The organism is Alginatibacterium sediminis (assembly GCF_003610775.1).
Classification (GTDB): domain Bacteria; phylum Pseudomonadota; class Gammaproteobacteria; order Enterobacterales; family Celerinatantimonadaceae; genus Alginatibacterium; species Alginatibacterium sediminis.
Genome location: NZ_RAQO01000002.1, coordinates 120,246 through 141,099, shown reverse-complemented (window position 1 = coordinate 141,099; position 20,854 = coordinate 120,246). Strand labels below are relative to the sequence as shown.

Sequence of the window (20,854 nt, the reverse complement as noted above, 5' to 3'; positions counted from 1 at the left end):
CCTTATTAATGGTTCAGGCCAACTGAGGCCAAAGGGAGGGTGAAAGATTGGGTAGAGCTTCGGCAGCTTTTCGCTGAGTTGCTCCGTAAAGTTGATCTATTTTCGATTGATTTAAATCGTGACTCGGGCCGTCGAAATAAATCTCGCCATCTTTAAGAGCGACAATTCGAGGGCAGTATTCAAGTGCAAATTCTACTTGGTGTAGTGTCACAACCACGGCTATACCTAGTTCTTTATTGATAGAACGCAGCAGTTCCATTACGGTTCGTGAAGCTTCAGGGTCTAAGGATGCAATAGGTTCATCAGCTAAAATTAGTTTGCTGTCTTGCATAAGAGCGCGAGCGATAGCAACGCGTTGTTGCTGTCCACCGGATAAGGTGGAAACCCGTTGTTTAGCAAATTGTTTAAGACCAACTTTGTCGAGGGCCTGTAGGGCTTTCGATTTTTGTAGGGTGGTAAAGTTTCCCGATAAGCTGCGCCATTTAGGCGTGCTACTTAAGGCTCCAATTAAAACGTTTTGAAGAACACTTAAGCGAGAAACTAAATTATGTTGCTGAAAAATATACCCCGTTTGACTGCGGCTTGTTCGCACGCTTCGGCTAAATTTTCCATTTATTTGAACATCGTTACCTAATGTTTTAATGCTGCTTTTGCTGTTTTTGTCAGCGCGAACAAGGCCGTTTAGATGGCGAAGTAATGTGGACTTACCTGATCCTGATGGCCCTAGTAATCCAAGCATCTCGCCTTGTTTTACATCTAGATCAATGTTTGCAAGTGCACATGTGTCTCCAAAATGTTTCGCTAGCTTTCTAACTTCGATTACTGTTGATGTCATCACTGTGTCCCCTTTCTTTAGATGGCTCTAAATTAGGCGGGAATTGTGACAATGAAGTTATCTAGACATGTATGTTTAATGACCATTTCATGACTATTTTGAAATACCGACTAGCTTTCTTACGGTTCATTTTTCACACATAAAAAAGGAAAACGATAAGCAGTATTGTTATTTACGAGAATCAATAAAACAGCAATATTGAGTTTTGAATAAGCTAGGACTAGTTTGATTCGTTATGTGGAAAGCGAAAGTTTTTACAATTTTCAAATGCAACGCACGAATTTGGTGCGTTAGATGCGTGACTGCATCAATTTGTTAATCCTGTTTGCTATAACTTGGTGCGCTGTACACTAATCTTTACGTTAATGAATGAGTGTTCGGGGTTTTTGTTTAGTAAAAACAAATAGATATGATAACTCTCTGTTTTGAATATACCTTTGGAACACTAATTGCTCCCTATAAATCTAGCCGATAGATTTTGTAGTCATGGGTGACAAGGAGTTTCGCATGCATAGATATCTTCGTTCCTTAGGAGTGAACCGAGCAGCGTATGGTCAACTATTGACGCTTTTCTTGTGTTTTGGTTTGGCGGTTTTTGGATATGAGCAACAAGCCTTTGTCATTTTGTTCGTTGTTTCGACGCTGGCTTGGAAAGTGTTAGATGGAATCCGGCATGACCAACAAGAGTTTTTTAAGCAAGGAGCCGCCTTTGAAGCAGGAGAGTGCAACGAGTTTGATTCAAGCTCTGCAGGGCCTTTAGAGCCCTTATACCCCATCATTGATGATTTAATGCGTATGGCTAAAAGGCGGCAAACTGCAGTTCAAGCAGTGGCTGACGAAATGGGTTTTTCTGCCAAAGAGCTTGCTGGAAATGCCAGGGAAGTGGCTAGCCATTGTCAACGCCAAGCCGATGCCACAACCAACTCTGCTTCAGCTGCAACCGAGATCTCTCAAAGCCTTGATGATGTATCGCAGCGACTTGAAATTACCAGCAAGGTAATAGTGAAGGGCTCAGCTTTGAGTAAGCAAGGTAGAGATGACTTAGTGCATGCTCAACGTCAGGCTACGATTGTTAATCAGCAGGTTGACATAACTAGCACCAGTTTAGAGGCCCTTGATCGTAAACTTGAAGCTGTGATTTCCATGTCTCGCTTTATCCAAGATATCGCTGAACAAACCAATCTTCTAGCACTTAATGCCGCAATAGAAGCTGCGCGGGCAGGAGAGCATGGCCGAGGCTTTTCGGTTGTAGCTGAGGAGGTACGCGCGCTTGCCAAACGCAGTCATGACTCAGCACATGCAATCAACCAACAGGTGAGCGAAATCACTGACAGTATGAGCGAGCTGGTCCAACAGATGTTGTTAGTCGTCAAAAGTACTGATGACTGTCAAAGTAGCGTGGCAGACGCCACCAGTTCCTTAGAACAGATAGTGATTGCAATGGATGAAATGACCGACCAAGTTTCGGGTATCGCCAGCGCGTCTGAACAACAAGTAGTGGCGACTCAAGAAATAAGCAAATCAATGGAGCAAGTCGCTATAACGGCAGACCGTAATGCCTATATGGCGAAGCAAAGTGCCAATGTTGCGCAGCATCTTAAAAATCTAACTCAACAGGCGGTGCACTAATGGAAATATTTAGTAATAGTTCAGCACAAGTTGTCATGATATCAACCACAGTATTGCTCATAGTTTTGATGGTTACGCTAGCTATTCGTGAACGACGGATTTCAAAGGCTCGCTTCTTGGAAGGCTTAATTTGGTTGCAGAAGCTTCGCAATATCCTAAGCCTAGTTCAGCAACATCGCGGCTTAAGCAATGGTTATGTTTGTGGTGATCACAGCCTCTCGTTACGTATTCTCCCGCTACAGACACAAATTAATTTACAACGCATGGCTTTGTCTAATCATGGAACTTGGATTGCGAACAACCCCGATTGGGCGGCCATTCAAGAACATTGGCAGCGTTTATCAACTGGTTTCGAGAAACTTGATTCGAATAACAACTTGGAACAACACAGTAAGCTTATTTCCAGTATTTTGTATTTGATAGACGATTGTGCAGAACAGCACCAATTGTACGAGGTTAAAGATCAAGATCAGCGCTCGATCCGCTATTTATGGCAAGACTTATTAGTAACGGCCGAAAATGTTGGGCAAGCACGGGCCATAGGCACAGGAGTGGCTGCAACAGGTCGTTGCACCAGTGTCAATCGCATCCGTTTGAGCTACTTGCATCAAGCTATCTCGAATGTTAGCCAACAAAATCATGATGTTCGTAATGCCGCGCTTAACAATCTTCTCGATTTATTGACGCAAAAAGTTATTGTGGACAGCCCGTCGGTCAGCGCAAATGATTACTTTGATGTAGCTACATTGGCACTTGAAGAGGTATTGGTACGTTTCGATGAAACCTTAGCTGAACTTAAACAGCTTATTGCGAGCAAGTCTTTCATTTGAGGCTTGACCTGCGGCTTACAGCACAAGACACTAGGCTCATCAAAATATGAGGGCTAGAGAATGATCGGAACTATAAAAAAAATGCGTGCTCAATTAGGCGAGAGTATTGACTATTTTTTACCTTTAGGTGAGCAAGAGCTTCATTTAAATCCGCTTATCGGTAGCAGTATCTCATTTCAGTTCACGGGCAATATCTACTGTAGTGCATGCAGTAAGAAAACTAAAAAGAGTTATTCTCAAGGGCATTGTTTTGTATGTATGCGCAAGCTGGCTGCGTGCGATATGTGTGTGATGAAGCCAGAGACCTGTCACTACGACGTTGGAACCTGTCGCGAGCCGCAATGGGGCGATACGCATTGTATGGTGCCGCACTATGTTTATCTCTCTAATACCTCGGCAATCAAAGTTGGAATAACTCGTCACAATCAAATCCCAACCCGCTGGATTGATCAAGGCGCAAGTGAAGCCCTTGCCATTCTTAAGGTTAAAAATCGCCATTTATCAGGATTGGTTGAGATTGAGTTAGCGCGTTTTATTGGCGATAAAACTAATTGGCGAAACATGCTTAAAGGCCCAGCAGACAGCATCGATTTAGTGACACAAGCTCGTCAGCTATTAGAACAAATTGAACCTGAGCTCAAAGCACTAGAACAACGCTTTGGAGAAGGCAGCATAGAACACATACTTGAATCCGAGTCAGTGCAGCAACTTAATTTTCCGGTACAACAGTACCCTGAAAAGATAAAGAGTCTAAACTTAGACAAAGAACCGTTAGTTCAGGGACAGCTCTTGGGAATTAAAGGGCAATATTTGTATTTGGATTGCGGCGTCATCAACATGCGAAAATACAGTTCATATGAATTGGAGTGGTTGTCTTAGACCACCCAAGTTAGGAGGCTGGTGTGAATAGAGAACAGTTTAACGACTACTTACTATCGAAACCCGGTGCCAGTGTGGACTACCCCTTCGATACGGTTACGCCGGTCTATAAAGTTGCAGGTAAAATGTTTGCATTAATGGGGGAATATCAAGGCGTAGCTCGAGTGAACCTAAAGTGCGAGCCAGAAGAGGCACTTGCGTTGCGCGACATATTTGAAGCTGTTACCCCCGGTTATCATATGAATAAACGCCATTGGAATAGTGTCCTACTCAATGACAGCGTGCCTGAAGGTGAATTACAGCGCATGGCTGACAATTCGTACAATTTGGTCTTGGATTCTTTGCCGAAGTACAAGCAGCAACAGTTGTTGGGCAGTCTCCAAGACTCATCGCAGCAATAATCCCTTATAGCGCCCTTACCGAGTTCTTAGGGCGCGCAAACTTTGTTTTAACCATTGCTCACTGCTCATGGTCTCGCTTCACACTCAATCGTGTAGGTCCTATTCGTCCACGAACTTTTACTCGCAAGGCGCTCGATGAACTGCTCGCTGGTGTTTACATACTTGGCACCATTGCTTAGCTTGAGGCGAAGATGCTCAGCGGCGGACTCTGCATCGTGCGAGCTGCCGTTTCTGTGGAATATACAGCTACTATCTGCAACCGTCTGAATTAAGGCTTCAATCTCAAGCATTGTTTCTTGATTTGGTTTCGCTTGTATAGCTGTCGCGACCAATAAAGGTGTAAGCAGCACTAGTTGAAGGCGCTTAAGCAAATTGTCAGTCCTTATGCGGTTTGAGTTTTAACTGCGCGATAACGGGTCGATGGTCGGAAAATAAAGCAGGGCCATTGCGATAGCTAACAAACTCAATTTTTGGACTAACAAAAATCCAGTCTATTCGGTCGTTGCCGTAGCTACCTAATTCATTCGAATCAACAGCATAGGCTTTAAGGTGCGGGCTGTTGGCTACACTTCGTACCACGCTTTGCGGCTTTGCCCATTGACTATTAAAATCTCCCATTACGATGCTTGGCGCCGCATTGAGGCGCACTAAATCATTCATTGCCTCACTTTGCGTTTGGCGTACGCTACGTCGCGCAAAATCTAGGTGCATGGACACCACGTTAACGCGCTGCTGTTGCCATAACACTTCGATATGGGTAAAGCCTTTTTGTGGGGTTGGAGGCGATGGGGCGAAATTATACCGATTGGCTGCAAGTATCGGATGCTTTGACAAAATGGCCGTACCATAGTTGCCAAAAATATTTCGCGTGTTGATACCATGACTTGACCAAGCAAAGCCCGATTGTTCGGCCAAGTAACGCACTTGGTCTACGTTTCCAGTCCACCAAGATGGCGCATCTATTTCTTGCAGGGCGACTAAATCAGGGTCCTCTTCAATAATATACTGGGCTATCGCATTTAGATTGGCTTCGATTTGGTCTTTGCTAAGCAATATTTGGCTAAAGCTGGTTCCACGACCATGTGCAGCATTAAGACTCATCACCTTCAATACGGTTGTGTTGTCTCGCGCCTTAGCAGCTTCATATTCAACGATAGGATTTTCAACTAAGCGAGAATGCGGGTCTTTTGATGACGGCAGAACTAGCAGAGCCACGCACAAAAGCAGGCTTAGTGAAGCAACAACAACGATTAAGCGACGCGGCATCTGTGTTCTCTGTAGAATACTGAAACAATGAATAGCAACTCAGTATAAACGAGCTCGTTCAGATGCCTAGTATAGATCTGAATTCCTGCTAGTCGAAATTCAGCCGATTCTGTGCAACCGCTTCAAAAATACGTTTGCTATCAAGGTGTTGAGCATACTGTAGCGGGTTCTCGTCATTTTCGATGACATAATCAGTTAATTTCTCTATCACCACTTTTTGGAGTTGTTCAGGTTTCCATGGCTTCGCTAGGTAGTAACTAAGCCCCCCCCTATTAATAGCCTCGATGGTTTCTTGAAGACCGGCTTGTCCCGTCAGTAATATTTTTTTGCTCTTGATGGTTTGCTCTTCATGATTGAGGGTAATCAAGTACTCAACGCCTAGTTCATCAGGCATGATATGGTCCGCAAGTACTAAGGCAAGTTTGTTACCATCGGCTAGATTATCTGCGATGACTTCTTTTGCTTCGGCGACACTTTCACACGCTTCTACAATAAAGGCTTCATTGAGCGCTTGTAAGTCATGGATAACACTATCTAGAACGGCGCGCTCATCGTCGATGCATACTACAAATAGTTGGCTCATTTTTATCCTCGCTGGTGGTTTACCGGTAGGCTAACTGTGAAACGGGTGAAATTTCCGGGCTCTGACACGACGGTTATTTGCCCCTGGTGCTGTGTGACAATTTGTTGGCAAATAGTAAGTCCAATCCCAAGACCAAAATTACCTTCTCGTTTGGTGGTGTAGTTTAACTCAAATATCTTGTCTTTAATTGTATCTGGAATACCTGGACCATTATCTTCGATAACAACATTTATATAGCTTGGTGATACATCAAAAAATTGACTGCTAATACTAATGTTTCCACCTTCTTCCATGGCATCTAAGGCATTAGCGATTAAGTTGGTCCAAACTTGTTGCAGTGCAATAGGGTAACAAGCTAAAGAGGGCAGTTCGCCGTAACGACAATCGACATTAAAATGCTTCAGACGGTTGTCTAGAATCATAACGGTTTCAGCTAGTCCTTCATTGATATCGCTTTCGACTTGCTGTTCTGGGTCCTGTCCGGAATAGTGCTTAAGACTTTTAACCAAATCCGCGATGCGATGACTGCAAACTGAAATGTTGCGCAGAAAAGTGCCCACTTGATGGTACTTCTCCAAGGCATCAAGCTTGGTATCGCTATCGCTACTTGTGAAATGGGCTTTGAACGCTTCTTTTGAGTCTAGTCCCATCAATACGGCTTTACGGGCCATTAGATTATTGGGGTAATATTGCTGTGCTTCTCGAGCTCGGCTGCGGATGTCTCGGGTAGACAGCGGACTAATTTTCATGGCGCTTTGTAAAATATCAAGACCCAGTTGCTGTTCTGACTGAGGCAAAGAGTTTCTAACTAAATCTGGAATGTGTTCACTGATTGTTTCGCTACCACGTAAAATGGCAGCAACAGGGTTATTTAATTCATGTGCAACACCAGCGATGAGTTGTCCTAAAACCGCCATTTTTTCTTTTTCAAATAACTGTTCGTAAGCTTGATCTAAGGAGTTAATGGTGCGCTGCAATTGCAACTTGGTCAGAATGCTTTTTTGAAGTCTACGATTAAAGTTTCGTAGTAACAAGTTAGTAAACAAAGCAAGCAGAGAACTGCTTGTTTCCATTACCCGAGCAAAGGTTTTCCTATCGAGTTTAATCACTTCGGTATTGCAGGTTGTCTCACCAGAGGTAAACGCGCGTTCTCCAGTGACAAACGACATACCGCCAACCAGTGAACCTGTTCCCATCCGCGCTACTTCTAGTTCTTGTTCTTCGTCGCTGCGTTTTAGGACCACTTCGCCACTAGAGATAAACCACAAAAAGTCGTTCTCGGCGCCTTCTTGAGTAAGTAAGTGGCCTTTACTATAAGTACGGCATAAATGGTTTTCGTCGTTGTCTTGAAAGAACTTAAACAACTCTTGACTAACTTTGTCGACCAGTTCGGCATCTGTCATGCTGGTGTAGTCAAAAAAGCCAGCGCGCATTTTACTAACTTTGGCTTCTACTTTTTGTTGCAACCAATCTTGATGATGTTGGGTATAACGTTCCAGAAGTTGTGGGGTAGAGCGGTATTGTTCAACTAGACGTTGTACTTGAGAAATGAATGCCCCGGCAGTGTAAGGCTTCAGTAACAGGCCGTTAAGTCCGGCGATATTAGTAATTTTTGCCAATTGTTGCGGATCATGGTCTTCGCTTAGATCTCTAATCACTAGGGTGAGCGGATCGCCATAGGCCTTAATACCGGTGAGCATTTCGCAAAGTGGTTCATGTTTAACACCTGCTCCACAAATAACCATCACTAACTCTTGCTTGTTCAGCTTGAGTTGCTGCGCTTGGTTTAGTGCTTGCTCTAGGTGATTGCAATTAAGTAAGTCAAAATCCTCGCGTAAATGCTCCAAGTGCGGAACCAAATCACCGAGCTCAATCGAGTTGTTGCTATAAAGGATAATGGAGCGTCTATTCTGACTTGCTGGCATAAAGCTCTCTATTCAAGGAATAACCACAGGCTGGCGTCATTATAGATAACTTTTGAGAGTAAAAGAGTGAACCAAGTAAGCATTTTGAGGTAGATACCAAGACTAAGGGCCTAGTTACAGCATATATCGAGCTTTGATTTTGGATAGGACGAGAGTATCGCTGTTTTTTTCTACATAAGGCTTGTTTTAGAAAGCTGGCTGAGTATAATAGCGCCACCTTAATTTAAGGCGGTCTAACGACCGGCTGCGATTCGATATGAGTTGCAGTAATGACAGTACTCCCGATTTGGGAGTAAACGTTACTCGTCGCATGCACCACCATCCCCAGATTTTGGAATAGGATGTAGTTGGTGTTTGTTAGGTTCTTTTATTTTAATTTGGAGCTCTGTACATGCAGAACCAAAGAATTCGAATCCGCTTGAAAGCATTTGATCACCGTCTGATCGATCAATCTACTGCGGAAATCGTAGAAACTGCAAAACGCACTGGCGCTCAGGTTCGTGGTCCAATTCCACTTCCTACTCGTAAAGAGCGTTATACAGTACTTGTATCACCGCACGTTAACAAAGATGCGCGTGACCAGTATGAAATCCGCACCCACAAACGCCTAGTTGATATCGTTGAGCCAACTGATAAAACAGTTGACGCTTTGATGCGTCTAGACTTGGCTGCTGGTGTTGATGTGCAAATCAGCTTGGGTTAAGCCTGAGTCTGACGAATAAGAGGTTTTTACAATGATTGGTCTAATCGGTCGTAAAGTAGGAATGACTCGCATCTTCACTGAAGAAGGCGTCTCGATTCCTGTGACTGTAATCGAATGTGAGCCAAACCGTGTTACTCGTGTTATCACTGAGGAAACTGACGGTTACCGTGCTCTACAAGTGACCACTGGCGCTAAAAAAGCGAGCCGCATCAACAAACCTACTGCTGGCCAGTTTGCCAAAGCAGGTGTTGAAGCAGGTCGTGGCCTGTGGGAATTCCGTCTAACAGACGGAGAAGGTAAAGAGATTGAAGTTGGCAATGAGCTAAACGTTGATCTGTTTAATGAAATTAAAAAAGTAGACGTTACTGGTACTTCTAAAGGTAAAGGTTTCCAAGGTGTTATTAAACGTTGGAACTTTGCTACCCAAGACATGACTCACGGTAACTCTCTGAGCCACCGTGCACCTGGTTCTATTGGTCAAAACCAAAGCCCAGGTAAAGTCTTTAAAGGCAAAAAAATGTCTGGTCACATGGGTGCAGAACGAGTTACTACTCAGAACCTTGAAGTAGTACGCGTTGACGCTGAGCGCAACCTTATCCTTGTAAAAGGTGCGGTACCTGGCGCTATAAACAGCGATGTCATCGTTAAACCAGCTATTAAAGCGTAACGTTAGGAGATAGTAATGGAATTGGTATTGAAAGATGCGCAGAGCGCTCTTGAAGTTTCCGAGACTACCTTCGGACGTGAGTTTAACGAAGCACTGATTCACCAGGTCGTAACTGCATATGCTGCAGGTTCGCGTCAAGGTACTCGTGCTCAGAAGACTCGTTCGGAAGTGTCCGGTGGCGGTAAAAAGCCATGGCGTCAAAAGGGTACTGGTCGTGCTCGTGCAGGTACAATCCGTAGCCCATTGTGGCGCAGCGGTGGCGTAACCTTCGCAGCTAAGACTCAGGATCACAGCCAAAAAGTAAACAAGAAAATGTATCGCGGTGCTATCCGCAGTATCCTTTCTGAATTAGTTCGTCAAGAGCGTCTTATCGTTGTTGAAGCTTTCACAGTTGAAGCTCCAAAAACTAAAGATCTTGTCGCTAAATTGAAAGAATACGAATTGAACGATGTTCTAATCATTACTCCAGAAGTAGATGAGAACTTGTTCCTAGCTGCTCGCAACCTCTACAAAGTAGACGTACGCGATGTTGCTGGTATTGATCCAGTTAGCTTGATTGCTTTTGATAAAGTATTGGTTACTGCTGACGCAGTTAAGCAAATTGAGGAGTGGTTAGCATGATCAGCGAAGAACGTTTGTTGAAAGTTCTAGTAGCTCCACATATCTCTGAAAAGAGCACTATGTCTGCAGAAGTCGACAACACTGTCGTTTTCAAAGTAGTTGCTGATGCAACTAAAGCAGAAATCAAAGCTGCTGTTGAAAAATTATTTGAAGTTGAAGTAACTGGCGTTTCTACCTTGATCCTTAAAGGTAAAACTAAGCGTCACGGTGCTCGTTTCGGTCGTCGTAATGACGTGAAGAAAGCATACGTGACCTTGGCAGAAGGCGCTGATATCGACTTTATGGGCGGCGCAGAATAGGAGTTAAGCTAAATGGCTATTGTAAAATGTAAGCCTACGTCTGCTGGTCGTCGCCACGTTGTTAAAGTGGTAAACAAGGACCTGCACAAAGGTAAACCTTACGCACCTTTGTTGGAGCCTAAGTCAAAGACAGCGGGTCGTAACAACAGCGGTCGTATTACTGTTCGCCACCATGGTGGTGGTCATAAGCAGCATTACCGTATTATGGATTTCAAACGTACTAAAGATGGCATTCCAGCCAAAGTAGAACGTTTAGAATATGATCCAAACCGTAGCGCGAACATCGCGTTGGTATTGTATGCAGATGGCGAACGTCGTTACATCTTGGCTCCAAAAGGCGTTTCTGCTGGAACCAAATTGATGTCTGGCGTTGACGCGACAATTGAAGCAGGTAACTGTCTTCCAATGCGTAACATTCCTGTGGGTACAACAGTACACGCAGTAGAAATGAAGCCTGGTAAAGGTGCTCAAATAGCACGTTCTGCTGGTGCTTACGTACAAATCATCGCTCGCGATGGTGCATACGTAACGCTTCGTCTACGTAGTGGCGAGATGCGTAAAGTTTTATCTGACTGCCGTGCAACAATCGGTGAAGTTGGTAACTCTGAGCACATGCTTCGTAAACTTGGTAAAGCTGGTGCAACGCGCTGGCGTGGTATCCGTCCAACGGTTCGTGGTGTTGTAATGAACCCGGTTGATCACCCACACGGTGGTGGTGAAGGTCGTACATCTGGTGGTCGTCACCCGGTTACACCTTGGGGCGTACCTACCAAAGGTTACAAAACTCGTAAAAACAAGAGTACTGATAAATATATCGTACGTCGTCGTTCTAAGAAATAAGGGGAATCGCCATGCCACGTTCTCTCAAGAAAGGTCCATTCATTGACCTGCACTTGTTGAAGAAGGTAGAGAAAGCGATGGAAAGCGGGGACAAGAAACCATTGAAAACTTGGTCTCGTCGCTCAATGATCATACCTCAAATGATCGGGTTGACCATCGCTGTCCATAATGGTCGTCAGCATGTTCCAGTTTTTGTTACTGATGAAATGATCGGTCACAAACTGGGTGAGTTCGCACCAACACGCACTTATCGCGGCCATGCTGCAGATAAGAAAGCGAAGAAGAAATAAGGAATAAATGATGGAAGCATTAGCTAAACACCGTTTTGCCCGAACTTCTGCGCAAAAAGCACGATTGGTTGCTGACCAAGTACGCGGTCTACCAGTGGAAGAAGCTTTAACTCAGCTTCAATTCAGCACTAAGAAAGCTGCCACTTTGGTTAAGAAAGTATTGGAATCTGCAATTGCCAACGCCGAGCACAATGAAGGCGCTGACATTGATGAGTTGAAAGTAACTACAATTTTTGTAGATGACGGACCAACTCTAAAACGCATTCGCCCTCGTGCGAAAGGCCGTGCAGACCGTATTATCAAGCGTACCAGTCACATAACTGTGGTTGTATCTGATAACTAGGAGATAAGCAATGGGTCAAAAAGTACATCCTAATGGTATTCGCCTAGGTATCGTAAAACCATGGAACTCAACCTGGTATGCCGATAAAGGCGAGTATGCTGATAACCTCAACAGCGATTATAAAGTTCGTCAATACTTGACTAAAGAATTGAAGAGCGCCTCTGTTGCACGTATCACTATCGAACGTCCTGCTAAAAGCATTCGCGTTACTATCCACACAGCCCGTCCAGGCGTTGTGATTGGTAAGAAAGGCGAAGACGTAGAAAAATTGCGCAAGCGCGTCGCTATCTTAGCTGGCGTACCTGCACAAATTAACATTGCTGAAGTTCGTAAGCCTGAACTTGATGCACAATTGGTTGGTGAGTCTATCGCTAGTCAACTTGAGCGTCGTGTAATGTTCCGTCGTGCTATGAAGCGTGCTGTTCAAAACGCAATGCGTCTAGGCGCTAAAGGCATCAAAGTTCAAGTTAGCGGTCGTCTAGGCGGCGCTGAAATTGCACGTGCTGAATGGTATCGTGAAGGCCGTGTGCCTCTACATACACTTCGTGCAGACATTGACTACGCAACGGCTGAAGCACTGACTACCTACGGTATCATCGGTGTTAAAGTTTGGATCTTCAAAGGTGAAATTCTTGGCGGTATGCCAATTCCTGCACCAGAAGCTCCAAGTAAGCCTAAGCGTGCCAAGCGCAACGCTAAATAGGAGACTCGGTAATGTTACAACCAAAACGTACTAAATTCCGTAAGGTTTTTACCGGTCGTAACCGTGGTCTTGCCAAAGGTCAATTAGTATCTTTCGGTGACTTCGGCCTTAAAGCGACTGGCCGTGGCCGTCTGACAGCACGTCAGATTGAAGCTGCACGTCGTGCGATGACACGTCATATTAAACGTCAAGGTAAAATTTGGATTCGTGTATTCCCAGATAAGCCAATTACTGAAAAACCACTCGAAGTTCGTATGGGTAAAGGTAAAGGTAACGTGGAATATTGGGTAGCTCAAGTCCAACCGGGCAAAGTACTTTATGAAATGGACGGTGTTTCTGAAGTAATTGCACGTGAGGCATTTGAACTTGCTGCTCGCAAGCTTCCAATTGCAACCACTTTTGTAACTCGGACGGTGATGTAATGAAAGCTAACGAACTCAAAGAAAAGAATGTAGAAGAGCTTAATGCTGAACTTCTAAACTTGCTACGTGAGCAGTTCAACCTGCGCATGAAAGCGAGCACTGGTCAGCTAGCGCAATCGCATTTGTTGAAAAATGTACGCCGCGACATCGCGCGTGTTAAAACTATTTTGAACCAGAAGGCAGGTGCGTAATGAGCGAATCTCTCCGTACATTGCAAGGTAAAGTAGTTAGTGACAAGATGGATAAGTCTTTCGTTGTTGCTATTGAACGCCAAGTGAAACACCCTATCTATGGGAAATTCATTAAGCGTACTACTAAGCTTCACGTTCATGATGAAGAAAACGTTGTCTCTGAAGGCGATGTAGTAAGCATCAAAGAATGTGCACCAATCTCTAAAACCAAGTCTTGGACTTTGGTTGAGATTGTGACAAAAGCTTAAGCTTCGGCTTACCGCGCTGATTCTTTTTAGAATCAACACTAAGGCTCCTTCGGGAGCCTTTTTTGTCAGTGAAAATTGAGATAGGGTATTATCCCAATCCTACTAATACCAATCACAGTAATTTATTGATCACTATTGTTTGACTAAAACACCAATCTTGTCGTCATAACTCTTGTCATTAGACCGCTAATAACTACGAATTCTTCCGTTTTAGTACAACAAGTAAAAGACCAAAAATATAATGGGATTGGTATAATTTTTTAATCAACCTAGTCGATTACTATCTCTTTCCAGCGACAAAAACGGTGTCATTAGGTCAACTACTAACTGCGATATTTTCATTGATCCAAACAATTCTATATACAACTAATGACGACCAACTCATTAATAGGATTGGTATGACTTGTTTATCATTTTTCTAGTCATTACTATCAACCGCTAACATAGAGATTAAGAATAGCCATGAAAATCGAAGATCTTAAACTTTTCGTAAGTGTTGTTGAAATGGGCAATTTTGCTTCGGTTGCTACGGCATATGGCGTTCCTCGCGCTAATGTAAGTCGAAGAATAAACACCTTGGAAGTTGAGCTAGGATTCAAGCTTTTTGCCAGAAGCACCAGACAAATGACGCTAACAACAGCCGGTCGTCAATACTTTGCAGGTATTCAGGCAGCTATCGGGCAACTTGATAACGCACAACATGCTGCGCAAAGTACGCAGCAGATTTCAAAAGGAGTCGTTAGAATTGGATTGGCTCCATATAGCGAACAATGGTTAAATGGTCCGCTTCAAGAGTTTAGGGCTCAGTATCCTGATATTGAGTTAGACTTGGTTTTCTCTGATAGCCACTTAGACTTGTACAAAGAGGGCTTGGACCTAACTTTTAGAGTCGGCGTTCTTGATGACGCTAGTTACGTGGCAAAACCTATAGTATCGACACCGTTGGTTTGCGTAGCTAGCCCTGATTATTTACAAAGCAATGGCATGCCACGCCAACTAGATCAACTCGAACAGCACGAATGCATCCGATATCGCCACCCAAAAACCGGTACACCCAGTCCTTGGACTTTTGATGGAACAGACATTGATGTTCATGGCCATATTGTTAGCAATAATTACAATTTTATTGTGCTAGCGGTGCAAAGTGGATTGGGTATAGCTTTGCTACCTCAACATCAAGTTCAACAACAACTTCAATCTGGGCAATTGGAACAAATTTTTAGTCAATATCAAAGTGAAATTGAAACTATTTGGGTTGTTTTTTCTGAACGAAAATCCCTAAGTCACGCAGCTCAGAGTGTTCTTGATTTCTTTAGCCAAAGAATTACCGAGTATTTAGTTCCTTTACCTTAGTTGTTTCTGTTTGTCTCAAAAAACGAGACAAAGAGATCTCGATTCACGCACTTATCATAACGGTTTTCATTCGTACAATACCTCGATTATTAAACTAAGAGGTGCCGTATGAACACTGCTCTGCGAATCATTACACTAGGGATGTGTACGCTCAATCTGAGTGCCTGCATGGAGCAGCAAGATTTAAACCAAAGTAAAACACTAAGACCCGTTAGTGTTATAGAAATAGATTCAAATAGCTCTATCCAACGCCATGAATATAGCGGAGAGTTTCGTTCCACTGACGTTACACGTCTTAGTTTTCGCGTACCAGGGACTATTACCGACATTCATGTTCAGTCTGGCGAGGAGGTTGTCGAAGGGCAATTGCTGGCAGAGCTAGACCCGCATGATTACCAAGTCCTAGTTAATGAGATTGAAGCCCGTCTAATCGAAGCCAAATCATCGCATCAACTGGCCAAAGTGGAACAAAAAAGATTACAAAAAGCCAATGCTAATAATGCGATAGCCGCGGTCAATCTTGACCGGGCAAAATCAGCTGTTGCTCGAAGTGCAGCGGGTGTGCAGGTCATCGAACAGAATTTACAAAAAACCCTAGATGCCTTGGCTTATACCAAATTGTATGCACCTTTTGATGCTACCGTTGCCGACGTTTATTCAGAAAGCTTTGAGCAAACCTTACCTGGTGTGCCGGTGATGTTTTTACAGGCGAATGATAGCTTGGAGTTTGTAGCGCAAATTCCAGAGGCCCACCGTCAACACTTTGAACATGGACAGTCTGCAAAACTAACATGGTTTGGGCAAAGTCAGTCGCAATCAGCGCACGTGAGTGAAATGACAAGCTCGCCTGATCTGCTTAAACAAACGTATGAACTTAGCTTTAGTTTGCCAGAACAGCCGGAGTCAGTATTGCCAGGTAAAATGGCACGAGTTGCCGTTGAGATTGAGAACTCCAGTTTGGCTGGACTTGTTTGCCTGCCGCACAGTGCCGTAAGCATGAATGGTGATCAGGCCAAAGTATACAAAATTGATGTCAATAAAGTGCGCAGCGTTATGGTAGAAGTGCCGCTAATCGACAGCCATAAGATATGTGTATCTGGCGATGTAGAACAAGGAGACAGATTACTTGCAGTTGGTGTCGACTTTGTTGTCGAGGGCCAAACGATTGGACAACAACAACGATACGTTTGGGGTGCTCAATGAACCTTGCACAATTCGCGATACGTCAAAAAGTCTTTGTTATTTTCTTCACTGTTATCTGCCTGATATCAGGGGTTATTTCGTACTTCCAATTAGGTAAATTGGAAGATCCTTCGTTTACTGTCAAAACTGCAGCCGTAGTCACCTTATACCCCGGAGCGTCCGCGCTTGAAGTTGAACGGCAAGTGACGGATACCGTTGAAACTAAATTGCAAGAAATGGGCAGTTTACGCCGGCTTCGTTCAATCTCACGTCCTGGAATGTCGATGGTCTTTGTTGATCTTCAAGAGGGATTACCAGGGAGTGAGTTGCCACAACAGTGGGATTTGCTAAGACGTAAAATCAATGACCTCAAGCTTCAGCTACCAGCGGGTGCACAAATTAGTATCGTGCAAGACGAGTTCTCTGAGGTTTACGGCATGGTGTTTGCTGTTTACGGAGAAGACGTTCCTGCCAGTTCACTGCATGACTATGCTCAAGAGCTACAAAGACGGATTAAGTCTGTAACCGGAATCAAAAAAATTGAGCTACACGGCGTTGCTCAACAAGTGGTTAATATCGATATTGCTGATGAGCGCTTAGCGCAGTATCAGTTGTCCGGTATTCAAGTCTTAAATCAACTTGCTAGCCACAATATGACCTTTGATGCAGGCCAATTCGAAACCCAATTTGAACGTATCAGAGTGGATCAAAGCAGTGGTTTTCACACTCTTGATGATATTAAGAACCTAAGTTTATACAGCGGTATTGGTGAACTAAATAGTGGGATTGTGAGGCTCGGAGATATTGCGGATGTCTACTTTGATTACCAAGATCCAATGTTGGTTGAGAATCGATATAATGGACAGCCCGCAGTCGTTCTAGCTGTCAGCCCGCAAAATGGGGTGAACGTTGTAAGTTTAGGTGAGGAAATAAAGCAGTTAATTACCCAGTATCAGAACGAATTACCTTTAGGCGTAGAAATAGGCACTATTGCTTTTCAACCAGATGAAGTTAACAAGTCACTTAAAAACTTCATGGTGAATCTAGCTGAATCAATTTTAATTGTAGTAGCGGTTTTATGGATATTCATGGGACCCAAAAGTGCAGGGATTGTAGGATTTAGTTTACTACTAACCATCTTGATGACCTTGTGCTTTATGTTGTTGGCGGGCCTTGACTTGCATCGGGTTTCAGTTGGAACCTTTATCTTAGCTCTAGGAATGCTAGTTGATAATGCGATTGTGATTGTTGACTTGTATATTAGTAAACTAAAATTACGAGTGGCACCTAAGCAAGCGGCTATTGAATCCGTCGCTGAAATGGCTTGGCCTTTGTTTGGGGCTACTGTCATTGCCATTATGGGCACGATGCCGGTGTTGTTTTCCACAACTGATGCGGGTGAATTCGCCATATCGGTACCGATACTGGTTGGTGCGTCTTTACTATTGTCATGGTTTATAGCAATGACAGTAACGCCGCTGTTGTGTACGCATTTTATTCAGCGCTGTCCTGAAGAAAAATCTTCAAAATTTGGCAATCAAGCAGCTAGGATTTATAACAAAGTATTGGATACTGTGGTGAATAGACCCTTTGTTGTTTTGCTTTCTATTGTCCCCTTAATGCTGATCACCGCTCTTGTCGTCCCGCATATGAAGTTAAACTTTATCCCTGCATCTGATCGGCCAATGTTGTTTCTAGATTATTGGTTACCAAACGGCGGTCGTGTTGACTTAGTCTCGACCGATCTCAAAAAAGTTGAGAGCTGGTTATTGGAGCAAAATGAAGTTCTTGATGTACTAACAGCAGTAGGCACCAGTGCGCCTCGATTTTCTGTAACCGTTGAACCTGAGCCCTATGACAGCAGTTACGGGCAAATACTGATTAACGTGCGTGCGCCGGAGGATGTCGATACCTTGATTCAACGCGGCGTACCTTGGTTGGAAGAAAATTTCACCTATGCGGAGCCTCGGTTTCGTAAACTAAAACTTGCTACTAGTGACAAATACAATATCGAAGCAAGATTTAGTGGACCTGACCCCCAAGTTTTACATCAACTCGCAGATCAAGCTAAAGCTATATTCGAAGCCAACCCAAATACCTTGGCAGTGAGGGATGATTGGCGTCAGCAAAGTAAAGTATTGGTCCCCCTACTAAATCAAGATGCGGCTCGCAAAGCCGGGATTAATCGTGCTGACGTAGCATTGGCCTTGAAACGAGCGACAGAAGGCGTGCCGGTTGCGGTCTTTGCTAAGGATAATCGTCAAATACCGGTAATTTTGCGCAGTACGAACACTAGTTTGGATAATCTTGACTCACTTCCTGTGCGCTCAATATCTGGAATGCATAGTGTTCCGCTGGCTCAAGTTGTTGATGATTTCGAGTTCAAAGCCGAAGAAAGTGTAATTTGGCGCCGTGATCGAGTTCGAACCATCACTGCCCAAGCAGATGTTTGGGGTAAGACTCCAAGTGAGGTTCGCAAGCAACTCATGCTTGAAATCGAAGCGATAGAATTACCATATGGCTACAGCTTCGAATGGGGTGGCGAGTATTATGATGAGCACCGCGCTATCAGTGACACTCTGGCTCAACTGCCCAAGGCGATGCTGGCAATGCTTATAATTCTGGTCGGTATGTTTAACAGCTTTAAGCAGCCAACGATTATTTTTCTTAGTTTACCTTTAGCTTTTATTGGTATCGCTTGGATGTTGTTTTTAAGTGGCATACCTTTCGGCTTTATGGCTTTGGTTGGGGTGATAACGCTGACAGGAATGATCATTAAGAACGGAATCGTATTGATGGACCAGATCGAATTAGAGCGAAATCAGGGAGCGAACCTAAAAAGCGCCGTTAAATCTGCGACTCAAAATCGTACTTTGGCAATTTCAATGGGAGCGCTGACAACCGCTTTAGGCATGATTCCTTTGCTTAGTGATTTATTGTTCGACCAAATGGCCGCAACAATCATTGGAGGCTTGTTTGCCGCGACATTACTGTCGCTAGTGATCATGCCAGCAATGTATGTACTGGTACATCGTCACCAATCTAAGCCAAATCCCTCTGTCGAAAGCTTAAAAGTGGAGCACCTAAACTATGACATATAGTCAACGATTAGTAATTGTGTTGAGTGCACTGCTGGTAACTGCTTGCGCAACAAACCATACCGAAGTTCAGCCTGAACAACATTGGGATCGAGTGTATCTAAACCAGAGCCCAGAGCTAAGCAAGGGTCTTGACGTGCAACAACAATATTGGTGGTACGGTTTTGAAGACGAGCAGCTCAATGCATTAGTTGCCAGAGTACAAGAGCAAAATATCAATCTCAAAATGGCACAGCAACGTATAACAGCAGCGCGTTCTTATCAGCAGGCTGTCGAATCATTTAAAGTCCCGACGGTAAGCTTAGGAGCAGGTGTTGCAAGCTATGGGCTAAGTAAAAACGATCCGCTACTTGGGCCGGTTTTTGATCTGCAAGATTCTAATGCAGGTCAACAATTATCTCAGATGATGGGTGGGGACTTATTATCTCAAAATAACGATGCCTTTTTCTTAGGTGCTAGCGTGTCCTGGGAACTGGATGTGTTTGGTAAGATTGACAACTATGCTCAAGCGGCAGCATTGCAAGCAGAGCAAGTGGAGATAGTAAGAGAGGGGGTGCTAATTGCGGTTAGTGCCGAGGTTGTTCAAAACTATTTGCAATTTAGAGGCGCGCAAAAACGATTGAAGATTGCAGATGAAAATATCAGCGATCAGCGGAAAACTTTAGACATCGCTCAAAGCCTTGCAGAAAATGGCCTTGCATCAGATATTGATGTGACCCGTGCGAAGGCTTTGTTGGCAACAACTCAGGCTAATCGTTATGCGATTGAGGCTGCACAAAAAGTTCACTTACATCGTTTGGCGATGCTAGTGGCTGAAAGCCCAACCCAGCTTGCAGATCTATATAATGACGTTGATTTACCCGCTTATAAGGCATCAGTTCCTTTAGGACTGCCATCGGAGCTATTGCTAAACCGGCCTGACTTACAATTGACTTTCAGCCAAATCGCCATCCGTGATGAGCTATTAGCAGCACAAATAGCGCAAGGCTACCCTAGCTTCTATTTAACCGGCGGACCGGGACTTTTAAGTGGTGATTTTGGAGACTTGTTCCAATCCAATTCTTTCACATGGGGAGCTGCATTGGGAGTTAAGTGGGATATTTTTGACGGTGGCAGACAAGACGCTTTACAGCAAATAGCTGATACGCAAGTTAAAACGTCGGTGCTAATGCACCAACAAGCTTATCAAGCCGCGGTGACTGAAGTAGAGACCTTGCTGATCGCTTATGGTAATGGTTATAAATTCTACCAAAGTATCAGAGAAGCAAATATCCAAGGACAGCGCGCGTTGCAGCGTGCTCGGGAGTTATATCAAGCAGGGCTGATTGATTACCTTGCGGTGTTGGATGCTCAGCGGCAGGTAAATCAGCTTTCTGACGCCATGATCATTGCTGAATTACAACAGGCACATACGGTAGTTTTACTACATAAAGCCTTAGGTGGTGATTGGAATATAAACAGCTTACCTAATGTTTAAGTGAAATAATGGATAATGCAGACAGGGAGGTTTGCTATTAGTAGTAGTTTTTTATAAGGTTGTGGCGCT

The 20,854-nt window shown here is 44.0% G+C and carries 24 protein-coding genes; 19 read left to right on the top strand and 5 right to left on the bottom strand.

Annotation, left to right across the window (positions count from 1 at the left end; genetic code table 11):
• Positions 1-13 precede the first annotated feature (13 nt).
• Positions 14-835, bottom strand: coding sequence for a phosphonate ABC transporter ATP-binding protein (phnC, locus tag DBZ36_RS01905; protein WP_120353230.1), 822 nt, complete (start codon positions 833-835; stop codon positions 14-16).
• A gap of 507 nt (positions 836-1,342) precedes the next feature.
• Here phnC and DBZ36_RS01900 point away from each other — a divergent pair.
• The 4 genes from DBZ36_RS01900 to DBZ36_RS01885 are packed head-to-tail and all read left to right on the top strand — an operon-like array spanning position 1,343 to position 4,574.
• Positions 1,343-2,464: a methyl-accepting chemotaxis protein gene (locus tag DBZ36_RS01900; protein WP_158589008.1), complete on the top strand. Its 1,122-nt coding sequence runs from the start codon at positions 1,343-1,345 to the stop codon at positions 2,462-2,464.
• The gene (locus DBZ36_RS01895) at positions 2,464-3,294 is read left to right on the top strand and encodes a nitrate- and nitrite sensing domain-containing protein (protein WP_120353228.1); all 831 of its coding nucleotides are present in this window, start codon (positions 2,464-2,466) and stop codon (positions 3,292-3,294) included. The genes DBZ36_RS01900 and DBZ36_RS01895 overlap by 1 nt, the downstream gene beginning before the upstream one ends.
• A gap of 60 nt (positions 3,295-3,354) precedes the next feature.
• Complete coding sequence (locus tag DBZ36_RS01890) at positions 3,355-4,173, top strand: DUF2797 domain-containing protein (RefSeq protein WP_120353227.1); 819 nt, start codon at positions 3,355-3,357, stop codon at positions 4,171-4,173.
• Positions 4,174-4,196: 23 nt separating this feature from the next.
• Positions 4,197-4,574: an MmcQ/YjbR family DNA-binding protein gene (locus tag DBZ36_RS01885; protein ID WP_120353226.1), complete on the top strand. Its 378-nt coding sequence runs from the start codon at positions 4,197-4,199 to the stop codon at positions 4,572-4,574.
• Positions 4,575-4,639: 65 nt separating this feature from the next.
• Here the strand turns inward: DBZ36_RS01885 and DBZ36_RS01880 are convergent, their stop codons facing one another.
• The 4 genes from DBZ36_RS01880 to DBZ36_RS01865 all read right to left on the bottom strand — a co-directional run bounded on the left by DBZ36_RS01880 (position 4,640) and on the right by DBZ36_RS01865 (position 8,348).
• Positions 4,640-4,945, bottom strand: a complete 306-nt coding sequence (locus DBZ36_RS01880; RefSeq protein WP_120353225.1) for a DUF5329 family protein — start codon at positions 4,943-4,945, stop codon at positions 4,640-4,642.
• Between the two features lie 4 nt (positions 4,946-4,949).
• On the bottom strand, positions 4,950-5,840 hold the full coding sequence (locus DBZ36_RS01875; RefSeq protein WP_120353224.1) for an endonuclease/exonuclease/phosphatase family protein: 891 nt from the start codon (positions 5,838-5,840) through the stop codon (positions 4,950-4,952).
• A gap of 88 nt (positions 5,841-5,928) precedes the next feature.
• Positions 5,929-6,423, bottom strand: a complete 495-nt coding sequence (locus DBZ36_RS01870; RefSeq protein WP_120353223.1) for a response regulator — start codon at positions 6,421-6,423, stop codon at positions 5,929-5,931.
• Positions 6,424-6,425: 2 nt separating this feature from the next.
• Entirely contained in the window at positions 6,426-8,348 is a 1,923-nt protein-coding gene (locus tag DBZ36_RS01865) for an ATP-binding protein (protein WP_233558075.1), read from the bottom strand.
• Between the two features lie 391 nt (positions 8,349-8,739).
• On the opposite strand from DBZ36_RS01865, the gene rpsJ reads away from it, so the two are divergent.
• From rpsJ to DBZ36_RS01790, 15 genes are all read left to right on the top strand, one after another.
• Positions 8,740-9,051: a 30S ribosomal protein S10 gene (gene rpsJ, locus DBZ36_RS01860; RefSeq protein ID WP_014290685.1), complete on the top strand. Its 312-nt coding sequence runs from the start codon at positions 8,740-8,742 to the stop codon at positions 9,049-9,051.
• Between the two features lie 31 nt (positions 9,052-9,082).
• A complete protein-coding gene (rplC, locus tag DBZ36_RS01855; protein ID WP_120353222.1) occupies positions 9,083-9,718 on the top strand; it encodes a 50S ribosomal protein L3 in 636 nt (211 codons plus the stop codon).
• Positions 9,719-9,733: 15 nt separating this feature from the next.
• Entirely contained in the window at positions 9,734-10,339 is a 606-nt protein-coding gene (gene rplD / locus DBZ36_RS01850; protein ID WP_120353221.1) for a 50S ribosomal protein L4, read from the top strand.
• On the top strand, positions 10,336-10,638 hold the full coding sequence (gene rplW, locus DBZ36_RS01845; protein WP_120353220.1) for a 50S ribosomal protein L23: 303 nt from the start codon (positions 10,336-10,338) through the stop codon (positions 10,636-10,638). The genes rplD and rplW overlap by 4 nt, the downstream gene beginning before the upstream one ends.
• Positions 10,639-10,650: 12 nt before the next feature.
• Positions 10,651-11,478 (top strand): 50S ribosomal protein L2, encoded by an 828-nt coding sequence (gene rplB / locus DBZ36_RS01840; RefSeq protein ID WP_120353219.1) that lies wholly within the window; start codon positions 10,651-10,653, stop codon positions 11,476-11,478.
• Between the two features lie 11 nt (positions 11,479-11,489).
• A complete protein-coding gene (rpsS, locus tag DBZ36_RS01835; protein WP_120353218.1) occupies positions 11,490-11,768 on the top strand; it encodes a 30S ribosomal protein S19 in 279 nt (92 codons plus the stop codon).
• A 10-nt stretch (positions 11,769-11,778) separates the two neighbouring features.
• Positions 11,779-12,111, top strand: coding sequence for a 50S ribosomal protein L22 (rplV, locus tag DBZ36_RS01830; RefSeq protein WP_120353217.1), 333 nt, complete (start codon positions 11,779-11,781; stop codon positions 12,109-12,111).
• A gap of 10 nt (positions 12,112-12,121) precedes the next feature.
• Positions 12,122-12,814 (top strand): 30S ribosomal protein S3, encoded by a 693-nt coding sequence (gene rpsC / locus DBZ36_RS01825; protein WP_120353216.1) that lies wholly within the window; start codon positions 12,122-12,124, stop codon positions 12,812-12,814.
• Positions 12,815-12,825: 11 nt separating this feature from the next.
• The gene (gene rplP, locus DBZ36_RS01820) at positions 12,826-13,236 is read left to right on the top strand and encodes a 50S ribosomal protein L16 (protein WP_120353215.1); all 411 of its coding nucleotides are present in this window, start codon (positions 12,826-12,828) and stop codon (positions 13,234-13,236) included.
• Entirely contained in the window at positions 13,236-13,427 is a 192-nt protein-coding gene (gene rpmC, locus DBZ36_RS01815) for a 50S ribosomal protein L29 (RefSeq protein ID WP_120353214.1), read from the top strand. Before rplP ends, rpmC begins: the two co-directional genes overlap by 1 nt.
• Complete coding sequence (gene rpsQ, locus DBZ36_RS01810) at positions 13,427-13,675, top strand: 30S ribosomal protein S17 (RefSeq protein WP_120353213.1); 249 nt, start codon at positions 13,427-13,429, stop codon at positions 13,673-13,675. The genes rpmC and rpsQ overlap by 1 nt, the downstream gene beginning before the upstream one ends.
• A gap of 462 nt (positions 13,676-14,137) precedes the next feature.
• Positions 14,138-15,028 carry a LysR family transcriptional regulator gene (locus DBZ36_RS01805; protein WP_120353212.1) on the top strand — a complete coding sequence of 297 codons (891 nt, stop codon included), beginning with the start codon at positions 14,138-14,140 and terminating at the stop codon, positions 15,026-15,028.
• Between the two features lie 108 nt (positions 15,029-15,136).
• The gene (locus DBZ36_RS01800; RefSeq protein WP_120353211.1) at positions 15,137-16,231 is read left to right on the top strand and encodes an efflux RND transporter periplasmic adaptor subunit; all 1,095 of its coding nucleotides are present in this window, start codon (positions 15,137-15,139) and stop codon (positions 16,229-16,231) included.
• A complete protein-coding gene (locus DBZ36_RS01795; RefSeq protein WP_120353210.1) occupies positions 16,228-19,311 on the top strand; it encodes an efflux RND transporter permease subunit in 3,084 nt (1,027 codons plus the stop codon). The genes DBZ36_RS01800 and DBZ36_RS01795 overlap by 4 nt, the downstream gene beginning before the upstream one ends.
• Positions 19,301-20,785, top strand: a complete 1,485-nt coding sequence (locus DBZ36_RS01790; protein ID WP_120353209.1) for an efflux transporter outer membrane subunit — start codon at positions 19,301-19,303, stop codon at positions 20,783-20,785. The genes DBZ36_RS01795 and DBZ36_RS01790 overlap by 11 nt, the downstream gene beginning before the upstream one ends.
• The last annotated feature ends 69 nt before the right edge of the window (positions 20,786-20,854 follow it).

What these genes read in the sequence shown, in the direction of transcription:
- DBZ36_RS01790 (WP_120353209.1), top strand. Translation starts at nt 19,301, where the DNA reads ATGACATATAGTCAACGATTAGTAATTGTGTTGAGTGCACTGCTGGTA.
- rpsS (WP_120353218.1), top strand. Translation starts at nt 11,490, where the DNA reads ATGCCACGTTCTCTCAAGAAAGGTCCATTCATTGACCTGCACTTGTTG.
- rplD (WP_120353221.1), top strand. Translation starts at nt 9,734, where the DNA reads ATGGAATTGGTATTGAAAGATGCGCAGAGCGCTCTTGAAGTTTCCGAG.
- DBZ36_RS01890 (WP_120353227.1), top strand. Translation starts at nt 3,355, where the DNA reads ATGATCGGAACTATAAAAAAAATGCGTGCTCAATTAGGCGAGAGTATT.
- DBZ36_RS01870 (WP_120353223.1), bottom strand. Translation starts at nt 6,423, where the DNA reads ATGAGCCAACTATTTGTAGTATGCATCGACGATGAGCGCGCCGTTCTA.
- rplB (WP_120353219.1), top strand. Translation starts at nt 10,651, where the DNA reads ATGGCTATTGTAAAATGTAAGCCTACGTCTGCTGGTCGTCGCCACGTT.
- rplV (WP_120353217.1), top strand. Translation starts at nt 11,779, where the DNA reads ATGGAAGCATTAGCTAAACACCGTTTTGCCCGAACTTCTGCGCAAAAA.
- DBZ36_RS01895 (WP_120353228.1), top strand. Translation starts at nt 2,464, where the DNA reads ATGGAAATATTTAGTAATAGTTCAGCACAAGTTGTCATGATATCAACC.
- DBZ36_RS01795 (WP_120353210.1), top strand. Translation starts at nt 16,228, where the DNA reads ATGAACCTTGCACAATTCGCGATACGTCAAAAAGTCTTTGTTATTTTC.
- rplC (WP_120353222.1), top strand. Translation starts at nt 9,083, where the DNA reads ATGATTGGTCTAATCGGTCGTAAAGTAGGAATGACTCGCATCTTCACT.
- DBZ36_RS01900 (WP_158589008.1), top strand. Translation starts at nt 1,343, where the DNA reads ATGCATAGATATCTTCGTTCCTTAGGAGTGAACCGAGCAGCGTATGGT.
- DBZ36_RS01800 (WP_120353211.1), top strand. Translation starts at nt 15,137, where the DNA reads ATGAACACTGCTCTGCGAATCATTACACTAGGGATGTGTACGCTCAAT.
- rplW (WP_120353220.1), top strand. Translation starts at nt 10,336, where the DNA reads ATGATCAGCGAAGAACGTTTGTTGAAAGTTCTAGTAGCTCCACATATC.
- rpmC (WP_120353214.1), top strand. Translation starts at nt 13,236, where the DNA reads ATGAAAGCTAACGAACTCAAAGAAAAGAATGTAGAAGAGCTTAATGCT.
- rpsC (WP_120353216.1), top strand. Translation starts at nt 12,122, where the DNA reads ATGGGTCAAAAAGTACATCCTAATGGTATTCGCCTAGGTATCGTAAAA.
- phnC (WP_120353230.1), bottom strand. Translation starts at nt 835, where the DNA reads ATGACATCAACAGTAATCGAAGTTAGAAAGCTAGCGAAACATTTTGGA.
- rpsJ (WP_014290685.1), top strand. Translation starts at nt 8,740, where the DNA reads ATGCAGAACCAAAGAATTCGAATCCGCTTGAAAGCATTTGATCACCGT.
- rplP (WP_120353215.1), top strand. Translation starts at nt 12,826, where the DNA reads ATGTTACAACCAAAACGTACTAAATTCCGTAAGGTTTTTACCGGTCGT.
- DBZ36_RS01875 (WP_120353224.1), bottom strand. Translation starts at nt 5,840, where the DNA reads ATGCCGCGTCGCTTAATCGTTGTTGTTGCTTCACTAAGCCTGCTTTTG.
- DBZ36_RS01865 (WP_233558075.1), bottom strand. Translation starts at nt 8,348, where the DNA reads ATGCCAGCAAGTCAGAATAGACGCTCCATTATCCTTTATAGCAACAAC.
- rpsQ (WP_120353213.1), top strand. Translation starts at nt 13,427, where the DNA reads ATGAGCGAATCTCTCCGTACATTGCAAGGTAAAGTAGTTAGTGACAAG.
- DBZ36_RS01805 (WP_120353212.1), top strand. Translation starts at nt 14,138, where the DNA reads ATGAAAATCGAAGATCTTAAACTTTTCGTAAGTGTTGTTGAAATGGGC.